Consider the following 16738-nt stretch of genomic DNA (forward strand, 5'->3'; position numbering starts at 1 on the left):
CCGCCACTCCCCTGAAAGGCCCCGTCAATTCGGGGGCAGGAACTGCGGGTCGGCGGCATGGCTGAGACCTCGAAGCCCGTGCTGGACACGAAAAACCCGATGGCGGGCTGGCCGCATTAATGCGCCGGCGGGTCGTCCATGTAAGTCGCCTGAAAGTCTCCCCCCCTACCCTCGGATAAAGACCACGCGACGCGCGTGACCATCCCCTTTCCCCGACCCGGAGACGCCGTGCCCGACCCCCGAACGCCCCTCAATTCCGTCACCGCCGGCTTCACGCTGGTGGAACTGCTGATCGTGCTGGCCGTGCTGGGCATCCTGTTCGCCCTGGGCATCAGCAGCTACCGTTCGACCCTCAACCCGGCGCGTGACGCGGCCAGAACGGTGCACGCTGCATTCTTCACGCTGCGCAGTCAGGCCATGTCCAACACCCAGGCACGGCGGCTGGTGCTCGTCGGCAGTAAGAATCTAGTGCTGCAGAGTGCCCTGCGCTGCAGCGAGACCACCCAGACGAACTGGACGCAGATCGGCACGGTCGATCTGGGCACGTCCAGCCTGCCGCTGACCCTCACGGCCCCCACGCCGGCCACCACCGATCCGACCGTCCCCACGGGCACGAAACTCGTGGCGTGCTTCACCTCCCGCGGTCAGGCCAGCACCGCCGGCTCACTGAGAATCTCGGACACCAAACACGCCTATCTCGTGCAGGTGGCGCTGGGCGGGGGGGTGTACACGAGTGCGCAGTGAGGCCACGCGCGGTATCACCATCGTCGAGGTGCTGATCGCCATGCTGGTGCTCGGCATCGCCATGGGCGCCATCATGGGCGGTCTGCTGTCGAATACCAGCGTGAACAGCCGCGTGGGCCAGAAGGCCGAGGCGATCCGCATCACCGAGGAAAAACTGGAGGGCTACCGGCAACTCGGCAGCTACGCCGCCCTGAACGGCGCGGCGCCGCTCACCCAGACCGTCACGCGCAGCGGCCTGCCCTACACGGTCGTGACGACCTTCTGCCCGACCGACAAGCCCAGCACCATGGCCTGCAGCAACACGGCGATCTACATCCGCGTGGAGGTGACAAATGGCAACACGACCCTCTACAAGGCCGACACGTACTACACCCAGTTTGGGCAGGAGTAAGGTCGGCCAGCTCGCCGGATTCACACTGGTCGAACTGCTGATCGCCATGGCCCTGCTGCTGGCCGTCCTGACCATCGCCTTCAACATCTTCTCGAGCAGCAACCGGCTTGTCGAGAGCGATACCGGCCGCGTCATGGCGCAGCAGAACGCCCAGACGGCGCTGGACCTGATGGCCGCAGACGTGCGCGAGGCCGGGGAGAACCTGGAACTCGACCTGGGCATCTCCGGTCTGGAATTCAACAACGCCACACAGAGCCTCACGGTACGGCGCAGCATTCCGCCGCTGTCCACCGGGGTCAAGCTGGCCCGCCTGCCGCTGTGCTACGTGTCCGGCAGCAGCGTACAGGTCGTGGGGGCCGTGCCCGGCAGCACCACGGCCACCTCGCGCTGCACCTACAGCGACGGCAACAGCGACGGCGAGGACGACAACGTGATGCCGTGGCGCACGTATCTCACGGCGCAGAGCGGCGTTCCCCAGGCCGCGCTGCTGTACCGCCCCGCGTCCGGCGGCACGCCCGCCCTCGTGCAGAGCACCACGGTCCAGAGCGTTCAGGCCCAGACCACCCAGGTGACCTCGGGTGTGACGGTCAAGCGTGTCAACGTCGTCCTCGGCGCGGCGGTGCCCTCTGCCTTCACGCCGGCCAACAACAGCCTGCTGATCCTCGTGGACGAGCGCCGTTACATGCTGGTGGGCAGCGAACTGCGCCTGGCCCTGGGGGGCCAGACCGATGCCCAGGCGCAGCCCATGGCCTTCGGCGTGACCGGCCTCACGCTGAGCGCCACCTTGACCGACCCCACGGAAACCGTGTCCAGCATGAGCCTGACCGGACCCTTCTCGCGCGTCAAGAACATCGTGATCGGCCTGAGCGCCCAGAACGCGGGCCAGGGCAAAAGCACCACCCGCACCTTCCAGTCGACCATCTTCCCGCGCAACATCGAGACGGCGCGCAGCACTCCGGGAGCCCCATGAAACAGTCCAATGGCGGGTTCGCCCTGATCGTCGCCCTGTCCCTGGTGGTGGTGCTGGCGATCGTCCTCGTCACGTACTCGACACTGACGGTCGGGAATGCCCGTACCTCGGCCAGCAGCGGCAACTCCACCGCCGGCTTCTACGCCGCAGAGGCCGCCCTGAACGCCCGCGCCGAACAGATCCGCCAGAAGTACAAGGGGTTCACCGTACCCAGCGGCACCTCGCCCAGCGACACCACGCCCTGCCAGGGCACCAACCTGGGCACCGGCGACTTCGCGTGCCAGAGCGCCACGGTGGGCGGCCGGGCCGTCACCAGCTACGCCAAGATGGGCGCCACCCAGAGCATCACCATTCCCCAGGGCGAGGACTTCGAGTTCCTGAACGCCCAGGAAACCCCCACGACCGTGTACGGCCAGGCGGTCGGCGCCACCGGCAACCCGGAGGCGATTGCCAGCCTGGTCTTCCGCAGCCGTCTGGTGCCCCTGTTCCAGTTCGCCGTGTTCTTCGACAAGGATCTGGAATTCACGAACACCGCCCCGCTCGATCTGAGCGGCCCGGTGCACACCAACGGCAACCTGTTCCTGGATGCGGGCAGCAGTTCCACCCTGAACATCCAGGGCCAGACGACGGCGTCCAACGGCATTTACCGCGGCTGGAAACATGACAATGGCTGCAGCGGCACCGTCAACATTGCGGACGACAGCGGCACCCTACGCTCGATCAACTGCGGCACTGGGCGCACCCAGCTCGCGGCGGCGGATCTGAGGGCCACCTTTGGCAACCAGGTCAAGACCCTGCCGGTGCTGGACGTGCCGACCATAGCCGACATGCAGCCGCGCAGCACCGCCCAGTACTGGCAGAAGGCCGATGTCCGAATCGTGTTGAAGCTCACCGCTGGCACGAGCAGCGTGGGCACGTGGACGCCATACTTCGTGCGCGCCGACGGAACCCAGATCACCGGAATCACCTGCACAGCCCTGACCGCGTCCCAGACTTTCCGCGACAACCGCGAGGCCCAGTACTGGGAGGACAGCACTAAGGGCAACAACGCGAACCGGGCCAAGCGGGTCACACTGGACGTGGACGTCCGCAAGCTCCTGGCGTGCATGCAGGCCAACCGTACCCTGCTGGGCCTGAATCCCAGCGGCATTGCCGAGACCACAGAGGGCGGTCTGGTCGTGTACATGACCTTCGACGACACCACTGGGAGCTCCATGTTGACCAGCGTTCTGGCGGGCGCGACAGCCAGCGGCTCGATCTCGCAGGGCAGCAGCACGCCCAACAACTATGCGGTGCGCCTGGAGAACGGGGCCACGTTGCGTTCGACCACCGGCAGCGATCCGATTCCGGCGGGGCTGACCGTGGTGACAGACGAGGCCATGATCGTACAGGGCGACTTCAATGCGGCTGATACCCGTGCCCAGGGCTGGATTCCTGCGTCGCTGCTCGCCGACTCGGTCAACGTGCTCTCGAACGGCTGGACCAACAGTCAGCCGTGCCAGTACAAGGTTGTGTTCAACAACACCTCCCGGACCTACTGGATGACCCAGACTCCGAAGGCCACGGGCACCCCCGCCACCTGGGTGTGGTATCAGCCGCCCAACTCGGGGGGTCAGTGGATGGATTACGCTCTCCTGAACAGTGCCCAGCGTCCCTACGCCACCTCATCGACGTACACCCTGACGGTCAACATGCCCTCGACCCTGTCCTCGACCCAGAAGTGGTACGCGTACCCGACCAGCAGCTATTCCAGCGGCGTCTACGCTGATTCTGCCGCCGACGACGCGAAGTCCACCCTTCCTCTGTGGTGCCGCAACGTGGTGGCCAGTACCAACGCCACCACAGGCGTCACGGCCGGAAGCATCGTCCACGCGGCTGTCCTGGCCGGCACGGCCACCACGGGCCTGGAGGGCGTGCTGTACCCGAATCCCACCGTTCCCGCCCAGAGCGGCGGCGTGCACAACATGATGCGCTTCAGCGAGGACTGGGGTAGCAACAACACCAATCCCAACGGCGTCATTGATTATGCCTACAGCGGCTCGCTGGTCAGCCTGAGTAAACCCCTGCACGCCATCGGCGACTTCCAGTTGGGTGATTCCCGCTTCTACAACCCGCCGCACCGTGTCTGGCGGTTCGAGACCCTCTTCAAGGACGCCGCCAACCTGCCGCCGCTGACGCCGCGCTTCGTGTACCTCAAGCAGGACAACTTCACCCGGCAGTTCGAGCAGCCCTGAGCCGATCGGCCTACGTCCCCTCCCACTTTCGGCGGATTCCGGAACCGGCGGTGTGCAGCATACTCAGGACAGCAAGGTGTGGGGCAACCACATGGGAGCATCGACAACCCACGCCAAGCGAGACCCCCACCCGAGTGAAGGTGGGGGTTCTGCGTGTTCGGGCGTAGGTCAGCGGCGCCGGGTGAGTTGCCACGCCCCGGGCAGCAGCAGTGCGGCCAGGCCCAGCTTGAGCGCGTCGCCGGGCAGGAAGGGGAGCAGGCCGGCGGTCAGCAGGGCGCGCCCGTGCAGGCCGGTGGTGACGCTCAGCCACGGCAGGCCGACGGCGTAGATGACGGCCGTGCCGAGCAGCATCGCCGCGGCGGTGCCCACGACACGCCGGTCGAGGGCGAGGCGTTCCATCAGCCAGCCGACCAGCGTGGCGGCGAGCAGGAAGCCGATCAGGTAGCCGCCGGTGGGCCCGGCCAGTTTGGCGAGGCCGGCCGCGCCGCCCGCGAAGACCGGCAGGCCGAGCGTGCCGGCCGCGATGTACGTGCCCAGCGTGGCCGCGCCGCGTCGCCAGCCCAGCGCCGCGCCGACGAGCAGCACGCCCAGGGTCTGGAGCGTGACGGGCACGGGCTTCAGGGGAATCTCGACCTGGGCGAGCAGGGCGATCAGCAGCGCGCCGCCGAGGACGAGCGCGACGTCGCGCGTGAGGGTGCGCTGTGGGGCGAGGGTCTGGGCGAGGGTGGGATGCGTGGCGTGGGTCATGGTCGGCTCCTCTGAACGGGGGTGGGGGGAAGGATCACGGCGGTGGAGCGCCGGCGAGGGCGCCGATCAGCTCGACATCCCCGGCGCTGACGGTGCGGGTCCCGGCGGGGGTATCCACGATCAGGCTGCCGCGCGCGTCGAGCGCCGTGGCGGTGCCCTCGACGTCGCCCTGGGGTGTGTGCACGCGCACGGGGCGGCCCAGCGTGACGCTCGCGGCCGTCCACGCGGCGCGCACGTCGGGGCCGGGTGCGGCCAGCCAGTGCGCCAGGGCGTCCAGCACGCGGCCGAGCAGATCGGCGCGGGTCACCTCGGGCCGCCACTCGCCCACGGCGGCGGCGCCGGGCGGGGCGTGGTGCACGTTCACGCCGATGCCGACGATCACACGCCGCGCTTCCTCGCCGCGCAGGTCGGCCTCGACGAGGATGCCCGCGAGCTTGCGGCCGTCCGGCGCGAGCACGTCGTTGGGCCACTTCAGGCCGCCCACGCCGCACGCCGCGTGCACGGCGACCCCGGCGGCCAGCGGCAGCAACCCGAGGTCCGCCAGTGCCAGGGGCACGCCGGACTCGGGGCGCAGCAGCACGCTGAACACAAGGCTGCCGCCGGTGGTGTCCCACACCCGGCCACGTCGCCCGCGTCCGGCGGTCTGCCGCTCGGCCACCACGACCGCGCCGTGCGGAGCGGGGGAGAGCGGGTCGTCGGCCCACGCGCGCATCTCGTCCTGGGTGCTGCCGACCGTGCCCGCGTAGCGCAGCACGCGGCCCAGAGTGCCGGTCACGTGCACCAGCGCGGGGGCGGGCGTGCCGGGCGCCACGGCGTACCCGGCGCGGGTGACGTGCACCGGCACCCCCTGATCCTGAAGCTGGTGCGCCAGGGTGCGGACGGTCACGCGGCCCACGCCCAGCCGCGCGCCCAGCGTGTCGCCGGACTGGGGGTCGGCGGTCAGCAGGGGCAGCAATCGGGCGGGCATCCGTTCAGTGTTCTACGCGACTTGCTGAACGAAGGCAAGGCAGGCCCCGGCGCGCGCGGCGCGGCGACGACGGTGGCGCATGTCAGGGAGGGGTCAGACTGCCTTTGCTAGACTGGGTGCATGGCGATGGTGCGGCACACGAGGCAGCGGGCGGCGGTGATCGAGGTTCTTCAGGCCTCGCGCGAGCATCCCGACGCGGCCGCCATCCATGCGGCGGTGCGCGAGCGGCTGCCCAGCGTGAGCCTCGGCACCGTGTACCGCACGCTGGACGCGCTGGTGCGCGACGGCGTGGTCGTGACCCTGGAGCGCGCCGGGCAGGCCACCCGCTACGACTGGCGGGCCGGCACCGCGCATCACCACGCGGTGTGCCGCTCGTGCGGCGCGATCTTCGATGTGGACGCCCTGACCCTCCCCGGGGTCCCGGCGGCCGGCCTGCCCGGTGGGTTCCGCGTGACCGACGTGCACCTCGAGTTCATGGGCGTGTGCGTGTCGTGCCAGGCGGCGTCAAGCGGCGCGGCCACGGAACCCGCCGGCGCGTAACGTCCCGTCTGGCCGGCGTCACGGCCGGGTGGCATCCACGAAGCGCTCCCGGCCGGTCAGATCCGCGTGCACCGTGACGGCCCACCCGGCGGTGTCCAGGTCGTGCGCCAGCGTGCGGACGTTGCGCGGATCGAGTTCCAGCAGCAGCCGCCCGCCGGGGACCAGCGCGGCCGTCGCCCCTGCGGCCAGCCGCCGGGCGATGTCCAGGCCGTCCGGGCCGCTGTAGAGGGCCAGGGTGGGGTCGTGCTCCACCTCGGGCGAGGCACCCGTGCGGTCGGCGTCCGGCAGGTACGGGGGGTTGGAGACGATCACGTCGAAGACGCCGGGCACGCCGTCCAGCAGGTCGGCATGCAGGATGGTCACGTCCAGACCGTTGCGGCGGGCGTTCTCCCGGGCCAGCGTCAGGGTGCCCTCGCTGACGTCGGTGGCGGTGACCCGCGCGTCCGGCCGGGCCGCCCGGATGCCTAGCGCCAGCGCGCCGGTGCCGGTGCCCACGTCCAGCACGCGCGGCGCAGTCACGCCGGCCAGCGCGCGGAGACTCAGGTGCAGCAGCCACTCGGTCTCCGGGCGGGGCACCAGGGCGCGCGGATCGGCAGCCAACAGCACACCGCCCCACTCCAGCGGGCCCAGCAGGTACTGGAGCGGCTCACGCGCGGCCCGGCGCGCCAGCAGCGCCGAGAGCGTGGCCTCCTCGGCGGGCGTGACGGGCAAGTCGCCGCCCGTGACGAGGGCGGTGGGGCTCACGTTCAGGGCGTGCAGCAGCAGCGCGCGGGCGTCCACCTCCGGGGAGGGCACGCCCGCGCGCGTGAGCTGCTCCGTCGCCGCGCGCAGCCGCTCACGCCGCGTGGGCACTCAGCCGTGCCGGGGCCGGATGATCAGCCGGCGGCTGGCGCCCTCGCCGACCGACTCGCTCATCACGTCCGGGTGCTCCTTCAGGGCGATGTGGATCACGCGACGCTCGGCGGCGGGCATGGGCTGCATCTCGTGCGCCTCGCCGCTCTTAGCGACCTGCACCGCGAGGCGCTCGGCGAGTTTGGTCAGGGTGTCGGCCTGCCGCTTGCGGAAGCCGCCGACGTCCACCCGCACGCGCAATTCGCCGCGCCCGTCCTGCTTGGCGAGCACGGTGTACGCGAGCACCTCGATGGCGCCCAGGGTGCGGCCGTCCCGCCCGGCCAGCCGCGCGGCGCTCTCGCCGGTGATGTCGGCCTCCAGGGCGTCGCCACTGTCGTGCACATTCACGCTCAGCGAGGGGTCGATGCGCGACACCAGGCCGCGCAGGAAGCGTTCCAGAACCACCACCGGCGCTTCGTGGGCCGCCTCCAGCGCGGGCGCCGCGCTCTGCGCCGTCTCCGGGGCGGGTGGGGGCAGTTCGCTCTCGTCGGCGTCACTGATCCCCAGCCCCGCGAGGTAATCGTCGAGGTTCGTCCGGTTGTCCATGCTCCGCAGTCTACAGTGCGCCTCTCACTTCTCTCCCACGCAGGGCGCGTCCAGGGCGCGGCCCCGCGCCGTCACTCCGGGGGCCGCGCCGCGTGCGCCGCGAAGGCCCGCGCGCTGCGTTCCAGCATGGCGTACACGTCCTCGAAGCCGTCTGGGCCGCCGTAGTACGGGTCCGGGACGTCCGCGCCGGGCGCCTCAGCGTCAAAGTCGCGTATCAGCACGACGCGGGCCCGCGCGCCCGGCGGACTCTGATGCCGGGCGTCGGCCGCGTTCTGGGCGTCCATGGCGAGGATCACGTCCTGGGTGTGGAAGTCTGCCGTGCTCAGCTGCCGGGCGCGGCCGTCCAGCGTCAGGCCGTGGCGCCGGGCCACCTCGCGGCTGCGCGGATCGGCGGGGCGGCCCACGTGCCACTCGCCGGTGCCGGCCGAGTCCACCACGGCGCCGACCCCGGCGGCGTCCAGTTCCCGCCGCAGTAGCGCCTCCGCCAGCGGACTGCGGCAGATGTTGCCCAGGCACAGCGCCAGCACGCGCAGCGGCGTCATCGGCGCTCCCGTGTGTGCAGGCCGTACACCAGGGCGCGCACCAGCCATTCCATCGGGCCGGAGCCAGTACGCGCGAGCCACCAGCGGCTGACGGGCAGTTGCAGCAGCGCGACGGCCAGGGCCAGCGCCAGCGCGCTCAGCGCGCCCCAGCGTCCCCACTGGGCGCCGGCATAGGGGTAGAACACGGTCGTCATGACCACGCTCTGCGCGAGGTAATTGCTCATCGCCAGCCGCCCGGACGCCGCGAAGTGCCGCCACCCGCCCAGGCGTCCCGACGCGGCCAGCAGGCCCAGCACGCCCACGTACCCCAGCGCGGACGCCAGCCCGCCGCCCATCCGCACCGGAATGGAGAGCAGGCCCAGGGCGTACTCGGGCCGGGTGTTCAGGTACGCAAGCAGCGCGCCCAGCGGCAGGCCCACGCTCAGGCCGCCCACCGCCAGGCGCCGCAGCAGCGGCCGGTGCTCGTGCGGGCGCGTCAGCACGCCCGAGCGCTGCGCCGCCGCGCCGAGGCAGAACAGCGCCAGCAGCCACGGACCGTTGTACAGCGCGCTGCCGACCAGCATGCCGCCGAACTCCCCGGCCCGCAGGTGCACGTTCGCCGGGTAGGTCGCCAGCAGCTCCGGCAGGTTGCTGAAGCGCCCGCCCGGCTCGCTCAGCGTGCTCAGACCCGCCTGCACGGTGAGGTTCAGCCACCACGCGCCCAGCGCGGCGGCCAGCACCAGCAGCGGCCGGGCCTCCATGCGCGCCGTGAGCAGCATGAACACGCCCACCAGCGCGTACAGGCTGATGATGTCTCCGTGCCACACCAGGATGTAGTGCGCGGCGCCAATCGCCAGCAGCACGGCGTGCCGCAGCAGGAACGTGCCCACGCCCTGGCGCGCGATCAGGCCCGCCGCGCCCCACCCGAACAGCATCGCGAAGATCGAGATGAACCGGCCGTTCGCCAGCACGTCCGTGAGCACCTGCGCCGCGCGGTCGAGGCCGGTCTGCGTCCACTCGTTGAAGCCCGCGAAGTCCTGCATGTTCACGATCAGGATGCCGGCGAGCGCCACGCCGCGCAGCACGTCCGGCAGGGGCGAGCGCTCGCGCACCGGGCCGCGTGGGGCCGGCGTGGGGACCACTCCCCCGCCGTCCGCCGGGTCGGGCAGGTCCGGGAGCGGTGGCGGGGCGGTCATGGCGTCAGGCTAGCGCCCCGCGTCCTCCGGTGGGCGGCGCAGGATCAGCCCGCCGGCCACGCCGCCCAGCACCCCCAGCAGCCCGGCGCTCAGCGCCACCGTGCGGAAGGCGTCGGCGAAGGCCGCCCGGACGGCGTCCTGGGCAGCCTGCGGGGCGCCGGGCGGAAGCCGCACGTCCGTCAGGCGCGGGGCCTGGGCGACCACCCCGGCCCGCCAGGACGCCTGGCCCACCGCCGAGCGCAGCCGGGTGTCCAGCGCCGCGCGGTAAGTGCCGACCAGCAGCAGCCCCAGGGCCGCCACCGCGATCAGGCCCGCCGCCCGCGCGACCGCGTTGTTCACGCCGCTGGCCACTCCGCTCTGCTCGCGGCCCAGGCTGCCCATCACGGTGCTCGACAGGGGCGCGACCGTCAGCGCCATGCCCAGGCCCAGCACCACCGCGCCGGGAAACACGGCCGTCCAGTAGCCGCCGGGCAGCGCGCCCAGCAACGCGAAGCCTGCGCCGGCCAGGGCGGGGCCGGCACTCAGGAACAGCCGGGGGCCGTGGCGGTCGGCCAGCGCGCCGAACGTGCCGGACAGCGTCGCCAGCAGCAGCGAGAGCGGCAGCAGCGCCGCGCCCGCCGCCGTGGCGCTGAACCCCCGCGCGCCGATGAGGTACAGCGGCAGGTACAGCCCCACCGCGCCCAGCGCGCCGTACAGCAGCAGCGTGAGCAGGTTGGTTCCCACGAAGGTCCGGTTGCGCCACAGCGCGGGCGGCAGCATGGGCGCGCGCGTGCGGGCCTCCCACCACCCGAAGACCCCGAAGGCCGCGAGCGCCAGCCCCAGCCCGCCCAGCGTGAGGGCGTCCCAGCCGGCCTCGCCGGCCCGCGTCAAGGCGCCCGCCAGCCCGCCCAGGCCCAGCGTCACCGCGGCGGCTCCCACCCAGTCGGGCCGCGCGCCCGGTGCCCGCGTCTCCGGCACGCGCGGCAGCAGCCACAGCACCGCCGCCGCCAGCGGCAGGTTGATGAAAAACACCCAGCGCCACGACCCCACGTCGACCAGCGCTCCGCCCGCGACCGGCCCCAGCAGCGTCATGACCGAACTCGCCGCGCTCCACAGCCCCACGCCCCGGCCCCGGCGCGCGTCGTCGAACACCGCGCCGATCATGGCCAGGCTGCCGGGCACCAGCAGCGCCGCCCCCACCCCCTGCACCGCGCGCGCCGCGATCAGCGCCCCCACGGACGGCGCGAGCCCGCACGCCAGCGACGCCAGCGCGAACAGCGCCACGCCCCAGCCGTAGACCCGGCGCCGTCCCAGCGCGTCACCCAGCGCGCCGCCCGCCAGGATCAGCGCCGCCAGCATCAGCGCGTAGGCGTTCACCACCCACGTCGCGCCGCCCGCCGTGGCGTTCAGGTCGCGCTGCACCGCGCTCAGCGCCACGTTCACGACCGTGCCGTCCAGGAACGCCATGCTGGACCCCAGCACCGTCACGGCCAGGGTCCAGCGTTCGTCGGGGGTCAGCGGCGTGGCCGGCGGTCGGGGCATGCCCCAGGGTAGAGGCTGGCCGCCCTGGTCAGCCACGGCAGGAGCGCGGCCGGGTGCACGGTCACGCGGGAACGCTCCCGCGGCTGAACGTCAGTCCCGGATGTACACGCGCAGCTGCTTGAGGCCCCTGGTGATGTCGTAGGCCGACCACTTCAGGGTCACGCTGCCGTGATCGACGTCGCCCTGCTCCAGGCCCACTTTCAGCGGCAGCTTGCGGCCGTCCGGGGTGGTCGCGCTCGCGGTCATGGTGTATACGCCCAGCGGCAGGTCGTTGATGTTCTCGCTCTGGTACTGCCACGTCTGGCCGAGCACCAGCCGCCCGCCGCCCTTGGCGCTGGGGTAGTCGGTGCGCAGCGGCGAGGCCTTGAAGGTCATGACGACCGGCTGGCCCGCCGTGCCGTCCACCAGCTTGCCCTGCGGCGTGAAGGTCAGCGTGACGGTGCTCCCGCCGGGCGCCGCCGCGCCCAGGTCGGTGTAGCGGCGGTCGCAGTACGCGCTGGCCGGCAGACCGCAGTAACTCAGGTCGATGCTCGCGCCGTAGAAATCGCTCCAGTCCTTGCCGCCGCCGGGCTTGCTGCCGGTCAGGCGCCAGCGGAAGTTCAGGGTGCCGCCCCCCGTGGAGTCCACCTCGGTCTTGTCCGAGCCGCTCTCCGGGTGCAGCTTCAGCTCGAATGTCGCGCCGGCGTAGTCCTTAGTCAGGGTGGCGTCGGCGCGGTAGCGGCCGTCCGGGACGCGCACGGTGTAGGTGCCGTCGGCCCCCGTCTGCACGTGGAAGTCCGTGCGCTGACCCTGCGCGAAGGTGGTGCCGTAGATGTACACCTCGACGCCGGCCAGCGGGCGGCCCTGCGTGTCCAGCACGATGCCGCTGACATACCCGCGCCGGGCAGCCGGGGCCTTGGCGATGGGCGCGGGCGCCGCGGGTTTGGCCGCCGGCGCGGGCGCGGCCGGTTTCGCGGCGGGCGCAGGTGCGGGGGCCTTGGTGGGCGCGGTGGGCGTCAGGGCGGCGGGGGCCTTGGCGGGCGCCGCGGCCTGACCCGGCTTCACGCTGCACCAGCCCAGCAGCGTGGTGCCGTCCACGTCGGCCCAGATGCCGGCCAGCGCGCCGCCGGCCCCGGTGGCCCTGAACGACACCACGTGCTGGCCCGGCTGGTCGCTGGTGTTCAGCGCGGCGTAGGTGTACCCCAGGCTGCCCAGTACCTTCTTGAAGCTGGCTTCCAGGCCGCCCACGGTCTCCCACGCGACGTATTCGCTCTTGGCGCAGGTGCCGCCGGCCGCCTTGGCGACCGCGGCGACGCTGCTCGGGAACTGGCCCAGGTCCGGCGATCCGGTCACGACCTGCGCGCCGTCGATGAAGGTGGCGTCCACCAGCGCAGACTTCGGGCCGGCGGCCAGAGCGGTGCCGGCGAGCAGCAGGGTCAGCAGGGGAAGGCTGCGGTGCATGGAGATCTCCTTGTGCAGAGGACGTCGTGCAGGGGCTCTGGGGTGGGGGTGCGGGTGGAGGGAACCGGGCGGCCGGCTCACGGCGCTGTGCCCGGCGGCGGGGCCGCGTCCGGCGCCGGGGGGCCCTCGCCGTAGGCCTGGCCGCAGCCCGCGCAGTAGCGCGCGTACGGCGAGGCGATGGGCCGCCGACACGCCGGGCATGCGCTGAGCAGCCGCGCGCCGTCGTTCACGCAGTAGTGCTCGCCCAGCCGGGCGGGAACGGCCCGCCAGCAGCGGGGACACAGGGCGTAGTCAGCGTCGTGGCGCAGGGCAAACCTCCGCGACCACTGTCGGGGACCGTCACTCACGCCGGACTCACGTGAACGGGGTGGCGGCGGGGGAGGTCCGCGGGCCGGCGCCTCAGCGGCCGGTCGGGGTGGCCCACTCCGGCAGGCGTTCGCCCACTTCCGCGTAGCGCTCGCGCAGTTCGGCCAGCAGCGCGCGGGCGGCGCGGGCCTGAGCGCTGGCGTGCAGGGCGTCCAGCGTCCAGCGCAGCACGTCCGGGTCCAGGGGCTGCTCGGCCAGCAGCAGCCGTCCGATGCGGGCGCGCTCGGGGACGTCGTCGGTCACGGCGGCCCGCGCGCGCAGCGCTGCGTACAGGCGGTCGGCCAGCGGCCCCAGGCGCACGGCGCTGTCGGTGTCCTCCAGCAGGGCGCCGCGCCACAGCGCCGTGTCTCCGCCGCGCAGGAACCGCTCCGCGTCGCTGTCCAGCGGGCCCAGGGCATAACCGTGGTCCGTCAGCACGACGAGGTCCGCGCCCAGCGCCTGCCGGGTGCGGTAGATCAGCTGGTGCAGCGCGGCGGCCGCCTGCTCGTCCGGCAGGTGCGGGTACAGCGCCCGCTGCGCGTCCAGCGGGCCCACGCCGGGGCGGCCGTCCAGCCGCGCTTCCAGCAGCAGTGCCAGCAGCGCGCGGCCCAGCGGCGAGCGGAACGCCACGCGCTGCCCGCCCCGCCACACCTGCACCGGCCCCAGCACCCGCAGGTGCGCCGCGGCCTCCGGCTCGGCGGGCGGCGCGGCCGGAGCGCCGTCCGGGTGGCCGCCGCCCAGATGCGGGAAGTACCGCTGCGTGACCTGGACCCAGTTCTGGAGGTGCTGTGCGCGGAAGCGGGCCAGCTTGCGCGCGGCGGCCGCGTCGTCCCCCGCCACGCGGTCGGCTTCCAGGCCCAGGCGGTCCGCCCACAGGCCGAGCTGGAGGTGGTCGAGCTGCGCGGCCGCCGCACGGAAGTGCGTCAGCGCGCCCGCCGTGTCCCCGCCGGCTTCCAGCGCGAAGCCCAGCGCCCACGTGCTCCACGCGGCGTCGTGCGTGGAGGCGGCTGCGGTCAGAGCGTGGGCCTCGCGCGCTAGGTCCAGGGCGCGGTCGGCGTGGCCGTGCTGCGCCTCGGCCCGCGCCGCCATGCCCAGCGCCTGCGCCACGATCAGCGGACTGCCGGCCTGACGGGCATTGTGCACGCCCGCGTGCGCGTATTGCAGGGCCAGCGCGCCCGCGTGGGGCGGCTGCTGCTCCAGGTACAGGTACGCGAGGTTCATCTCGGCCAGCGCCAGGAAGTGCGTGGGGCCTGCGCGCCGCAGCACGCGGCGGCCCTCGTGCAGCAGCGACTCGGCCCGCTCGGACTCGCCGTACTCCAGCAGCAGGCACGCCAGCCGGGTCTGCTGCTGGGCGTGGTCGCGCGCCACGCCCAGCGCGCTGAACACCGACAGCGACTCCTCGGCGTCGGCCAGGGCGCCCGCGTAGGCGCCCAGCGTGTCGCGGATGGTGGCGCGGCTGGACAGCGCGCGCGCCAGGTCAGGCCGCAGCTCGGCGGCGCGGGCCACGTCGATCATGGCGGTGGCGTCGGCCTCGGCGGCGCGCAGCTGCCCGGCGTTGTAGCGCGCGCGGCAGCGGGCCATGCGCAGGGCAGCGCCGTCCAGCGGGTCGAGCGGCCGGGCCAGCGCCGCGTCCAGCAGCGCCAGCGCCTCGGGCGAGCGCCCGGTGAAATCCAGCGCCCGGCCCACGGCGGCGGACACGGCCGGGGGCGCGTCGCCCTGCCACTCCGGGTGGGCGCTCCACAGCTCCAGCACCGCCGGATAGCGGTGCTGTTCGGCGTACAGGGTCACGTGCTGCGCGAACCACGCGGGGCCGCCGGCGTCCTCCAGCTGGCCCACCAGGGTTGCGGCGCGCTCCTCGTCGCCCTGCACGACCAGCGCGCCCGCCAGCAGGAAGGTCGCCTCCACGTGACCCGGCTCGCGGCGCAGCACCTCGCCGGCCAGCTCGCCGGCGCGCACCGGGTCGAGGGGCCGCCACAGCCGCGCGGCGTGCAGGGCCAGGGCGGTGCGCTCGTCGCCGGTCGCGGCGCTGAGTGCCCACGTCACGCACTCGGCGGCGCGGCGCGGCTGCCCGCCCTCCAGCGCGGCGGCGGCGGCGCGGCGCAGCACGTCCAGCGCGCGCGGCGCCGCCAGCGCGGCGTCCGGCACGAAGGGCGCGGCGAGCAGCGGGTCCCGCGCCTCCAGCGCCGTGACCGCGCGCGCCGCCAGCGTCCGCCGCACGTCCGGCGGGGCGTGGGCGGCGGCCACCTCGCGGTACAGCGGATGGGCGATCTCCTCGCCGCGCAGCAGCCCCGCCCGGTGAAGCTCGGCCACGGCCACTGGCCACTGCGGCCCCGGCACACCGGCCACCTGGGCGCCGAGGTCGGCCCACACGCCGGGGGGCGCGTCGGGCGGCCACAGCGTCAGCGCCTCCCACGCGCGGCGCGCCGCCTCCGACAGCGGCGCGGAGTGCAGCAGGTGCAGGATCAGCGCCTCCACGCTGGGCGGCAGGGGGGCGCCGGTGCCGGGCGCGTGCGGCGCGCGCCAGTGCCAGCGCTGGCCGTCGCTGTACAGGTGGCCCTGACGCACCAGGAACCGCAGGTACTCCAGCGTGAACAGAGCGTTGCCGTGCGTGTGGGCGTGGATCCAGCCGGCCGCGGCTGCGGGCAGCGCGGCGCCCAGGTCCCGCTCCAGCAGCGCGCGGGTCTGGTCCGGCGTCAGCGGAGCGGTGCGCAGGGCGCCCAGGCCCTCCGGCGGCGGGGTGCGCGAGGTCATGATCACGCCTGCGCCGTCGGTGCGGACGACGCGGGCGGCCACGGCCAGCCACGCCCGGGCGTTGCCCTCCGGGGCGTCGTGCAGGTCCTCGACGTGCAGCACGAAGGGCGCGAGCACCCCCAGCAGCGCCGCCAGGGCGTCGCCGGCCGCCGCGTCGTCGAGGTCGCCGTGCGCGGCGCGGCGCAGGGCGGTGTCCAGCCACGGAGGCAGGTGCGCGGGGCGGGGCAGCGCGGCCAGCGCCTGGGCGGGGCTGTGGCGGGCGCTGACCTCGGCGCTGCGCAGCGGCAGGGTGCGGCGGGCCTCGCGCACCGCCCACGTCTTGCCGCTGCCGGCCTCGCCCCACACGCCCAGCGCCGCGCCGCCGCGCCCACGGTTCAGGCGGGTCAGCCGGCGGGTCAGTTCGCGCACCAGATCGTTCATGTCGGGATGCGGCCAGGATAGGGCATGGACGCCCCCGGGCGCGCACCGTGGGCCAGCTCACACACCCACAGAGCTATCGGAGTACGATATAGGAAAGCGATAGTCAAATCCCGTTCTCGTCCGCTCTGGAGGCCCCATGGACCCGAACCTGCTCAAGGGTCATCTCGACCTGATCCTGCTCGCCATCGTCGACGGCGACCCCAAATACGGCCTGGAGATCAGCAAGGAGGCCCAGCTCCGCACCGACGGCTACTTCGACCTGAAAGTCGGGAGCCTGTACCCCGCCCTGCACCGCCTGGAACAGGCCGGCTGGCTCAGCGGCGAGTTCCGTCCGGCTCCGCGCGGCGGCGCGCCCGTCAAGTACTACCAGCTCACCGACGCGGGGCGCGGCGCCCTGCGCGACAAGCAGGAGCAGTTCAGCGTGTTCTCGCGCCAGATCGGCCGCCTCACCGCCGGCCGCTGAGCCCCCGCCGGCCCCGCCCGTTTTCGTCCGCCAGCGTCCGCGGCGACCGCC

The 16738-nt window shown here is 73.3% G+C and carries 16 protein-coding genes; 6 read left to right on the forward strand and 10 right to left on the reverse strand.

What is annotated here, in order from left to right:
• The first annotated feature begins 228 nt into the window (after positions 1 to 228).
• Genes HNQ07_RS07610 through HNQ07_RS07625 form a run of 4 tightly spaced genes read left to right on the forward strand, consistent with a single transcriptional unit; the run spans position 229 to position 4339 of the window.
• Entirely contained in the window at positions 229 to 744 is a 516-nt protein-coding gene (locus HNQ07_RS07610) for a pilus assembly FimT family protein (RefSeq protein WP_184110359.1), read from the forward strand.
• The gene (locus tag HNQ07_RS07615; protein ID WP_184110360.1) at positions 734 to 1135 is read left to right on the forward strand and encodes a type IV pilus modification PilV family protein; all 402 of its coding nucleotides are present in this window, start codon (positions 734 to 736) and stop codon (positions 1133 to 1135) included. The genes HNQ07_RS07610 and HNQ07_RS07615 overlap by 11 nt, the downstream gene beginning before the upstream one ends.
• On the forward strand, positions 1122 to 2105 hold the full coding sequence (locus HNQ07_RS07620; protein WP_184110361.1) for a PilW family protein: 984 nt from the start codon (positions 1122 to 1124) through the stop codon (positions 2103 to 2105). The genes HNQ07_RS07615 and HNQ07_RS07620 overlap by 14 nt, the downstream gene beginning before the upstream one ends.
• Positions 2102 to 4339 carry a hypothetical protein gene (locus HNQ07_RS07625; protein ID WP_184110362.1) on the forward strand — a complete coding sequence of 746 codons (2238 nt, stop codon included), beginning with the start codon at positions 2102 to 2104 and terminating at the stop codon, positions 4337 to 4339. Before HNQ07_RS07620 ends, HNQ07_RS07625 begins: the two co-directional genes overlap by 4 nt.
• 168 nt (positions 4340 to 4507) lie before the next feature.
• Here HNQ07_RS07625 and HNQ07_RS07630 read toward each other — a convergent pair whose 3' ends face one another.
• Together HNQ07_RS07630 and HNQ07_RS07635 are read right to left on the reverse strand one after the other, a co-directional pair.
• A complete protein-coding gene (locus tag HNQ07_RS07630) occupies positions 4508 to 5086 on the reverse strand; it encodes a biotin transporter BioY (protein WP_184110363.1) in 579 nt (192 codons plus the stop codon).
• 34 nt (positions 5087 to 5120) lie between these two features.
• Positions 5121 to 6053 carry a biotin--[acetyl-CoA-carboxylase] ligase gene (locus tag HNQ07_RS07635; protein ID WP_184110364.1) on the reverse strand — a complete coding sequence of 311 codons (933 nt, stop codon included), beginning with the start codon at positions 6051 to 6053 and terminating at the stop codon, positions 5121 to 5123.
• 120 nt (positions 6054 to 6173) lie between these two features.
• Between HNQ07_RS07635 and HNQ07_RS07640 the strand changes: the two genes are divergently transcribed.
• On the forward strand, positions 6174 to 6593 hold the full coding sequence (locus HNQ07_RS07640; RefSeq protein WP_184110365.1) for a Fur family transcriptional regulator: 420 nt from the start codon (positions 6174 to 6176) through the stop codon (positions 6591 to 6593).
• Positions 6594 to 6611: 18 nt separating this feature from the next.
• On the opposite strand, the gene prmC is transcribed toward HNQ07_RS07640, so the two are convergent.
• From prmC to HNQ07_RS07680, 8 genes are all read right to left on the reverse strand, one after another.
• Positions 6612 to 7445, reverse strand: coding sequence for a peptide chain release factor N(5)-glutamine methyltransferase (gene prmC, locus HNQ07_RS07645; protein ID WP_184110366.1), 834 nt, complete (start codon positions 7443 to 7445; stop codon positions 6612 to 6614).
• The gene (locus tag HNQ07_RS07650; protein ID WP_184110367.1) at positions 7446 to 8030 is read right to left on the reverse strand and encodes a Jag family protein; all 585 of its coding nucleotides are present in this window, start codon (positions 8028 to 8030) and stop codon (positions 7446 to 7448) included.
• Between the two features lie 71 nt (positions 8031 to 8101).
• Positions 8102 to 8572 (reverse strand): low molecular weight protein-tyrosine-phosphatase, encoded by a 471-nt coding sequence (locus HNQ07_RS07655; protein ID WP_184110368.1) that lies wholly within the window; start codon positions 8570 to 8572, stop codon positions 8102 to 8104.
• On the reverse strand, positions 8569 to 9747 hold the full coding sequence (locus HNQ07_RS07660; protein ID WP_184110369.1) for a DUF418 domain-containing protein: 1179 nt from the start codon (positions 9745 to 9747) through the stop codon (positions 8569 to 8571). The genes HNQ07_RS07655 and HNQ07_RS07660 overlap by 4 nt, the downstream gene beginning before the upstream one ends.
• Positions 9748 to 9756: 9 nt before the next feature.
• Positions 9757 to 11268, reverse strand: a complete 1512-nt coding sequence (locus tag HNQ07_RS07665) for an MFS transporter (RefSeq protein WP_184110370.1) — start codon at positions 11266 to 11268, stop codon at positions 9757 to 9759.
• Between the two features lie 90 nt (positions 11269 to 11358).
• Positions 11359 to 12708: a carboxypeptidase-like regulatory domain-containing protein gene (locus HNQ07_RS07670; RefSeq protein ID WP_184110371.1), complete on the reverse strand. Its 1350-nt coding sequence runs from the start codon at positions 12706 to 12708 to the stop codon at positions 11359 to 11361.
• Positions 12709 to 12785: 77 nt separating this feature from the next.
• The gene (locus tag HNQ07_RS07675) at positions 12786 to 13055 is read right to left on the reverse strand and encodes a zinc ribbon domain-containing protein (RefSeq protein WP_184110372.1); all 270 of its coding nucleotides are present in this window, start codon (positions 13053 to 13055) and stop codon (positions 12786 to 12788) included.
• Between the two features lie 52 nt (positions 13056 to 13107).
• The gene (locus HNQ07_RS07680; protein ID WP_229831899.1) at positions 13108 to 16224 is read right to left on the reverse strand and encodes a hypothetical protein; all 3117 of its coding nucleotides are present in this window, start codon (positions 16222 to 16224) and stop codon (positions 13108 to 13110) included.
• A gap of 136 nt (positions 16225 to 16360) precedes the next feature.
• Between HNQ07_RS07680 and HNQ07_RS07685 the strand changes: the two genes are divergently transcribed.
• Entirely contained in the window at positions 16361 to 16687 is a 327-nt protein-coding gene (locus HNQ07_RS07685; protein ID WP_184110373.1) for a PadR family transcriptional regulator, read from the forward strand.
• Positions 16688 to 16738 lie beyond the last annotated feature (51 nt).

It is taken from the genome of Deinococcus metalli (assembly GCF_014201805.1).
Taxonomy (GTDB): Bacteria; Deinococcota; Deinococci; order Deinococcales; family Deinococcaceae; genus Deinococcus; species Deinococcus metalli.